Source organism: Mycobacterium ostraviense, assembly GCF_002705925.1.
Taxonomy (GTDB): domain Bacteria; phylum Actinomycetota; class Actinomycetes; order Mycobacteriales; family Mycobacteriaceae; genus Mycobacterium; species Mycobacterium ostraviense.
In genome coordinates this window covers 1-1,089 of record NZ_NKRE01000198.1, presented here as the reverse complement: position 1 = coordinate 1,089, position 1,089 = coordinate 1, and the positions used below count along the sequence as shown (strand labels likewise).

General features: G+C 65.5%; 1 pseudogene. It reads right to left on the bottom strand.

Annotation, left to right across the window (positions count from 1 at the left end):
* Nucleotides 1-89 precede the first annotated feature (89 nt).
* Nucleotides 90-950: pseudogene (locus CDN38_RS28715) on the bottom strand (IS5 family transposase); the annotation flags it as partial.
* Nucleotides 951-1,089 lie beyond the last annotated feature (139 nt).

Here is a 1,089-nt window from a genome sequence, read left to right as displayed (position 1 = left end):
ATTCATGCGGCCTGCTGGACGGGCGCTGGTGGGCTGGCGCGGAGGCGTCCCCATCTGGGCTGGTGCGGCGTACCCGATGTCGCTTGTTGGAGTTTACGAGTCATGATCGCGACGTTGACCCACAGCACCATAGCTTCGTGGTGGTCGGGGCAGCGTTCGTAGTCGCGGACCAGACGCCGGTAACGCGTCATCCAGCCGAAGGTGCGCTCGACGACCCAGCGGCGCGGCAGGACCTTGAAACCGCTGGTGTCGTCGGTGCGTTTGATGATGTGAACGGTAAGCGCCAGAACGGATTTCCCCCAATCGGCCAATCGCCCGGCGTAGCCTCCGTCAGCCCACACCAGCGATATCGTGGAGAAGCGTTCCCGTACCGCGGCCAGCAGCCGAAACGCGCCATCTCGGTCCTGCATCGACGCCGCGGTGACCACCACCACCAGCAGCAGGCCCATCGTATCCACCACGATGTGGCGCTTGCGGCCGTTGATCTTCTTGCCGGCGTCGTAGCCGCGGCTGGCCGCGCCGGCGGTGTCGGCAGCCTTCACCGATTGCGAGTCGACGACACCGGCGGTGGGCAGCGCGGCCCTGCCGCATGCGACACGCAACCTCCCGCGTAGCCCGTCGACCAGCCGCTGCGCCATCCCTCGCTGGCTCCACCGCTCAAAGAACGCATACACCGCCCGCCACGGCGGGAAATCCGCTGGCAGAGCACGCCATTCGATTCCGTTTCGGGTCACGTAACCGATCGCATCCACCATCGCCCGCAGATCATGCACCATCGGCCGCCCGCCCGGGCCGCGGCGCAGCTCGGCCATCACCGCCTCCACCTCCGGACGCAGCAACTCCCACTGCGCGTCGGTCAGGTCCGACGGATACCGAGGTGTCCGGTCACAACATAGACAACCCGCCGTGGCGCAGCTGGTTTTCCTGGATTCCACAGGGTAGACAGACATTCACGGGGCTCCGGCAGCGAGAGGGATGTGGTGTCTATCCGCTACCGCGAGCCCCGCCTCACGCCCTCACATGACACGCAATCGTTATCACATCGCTATCATCTGCCACTACAGTCACACCCGTTTACGAACAGGCTCT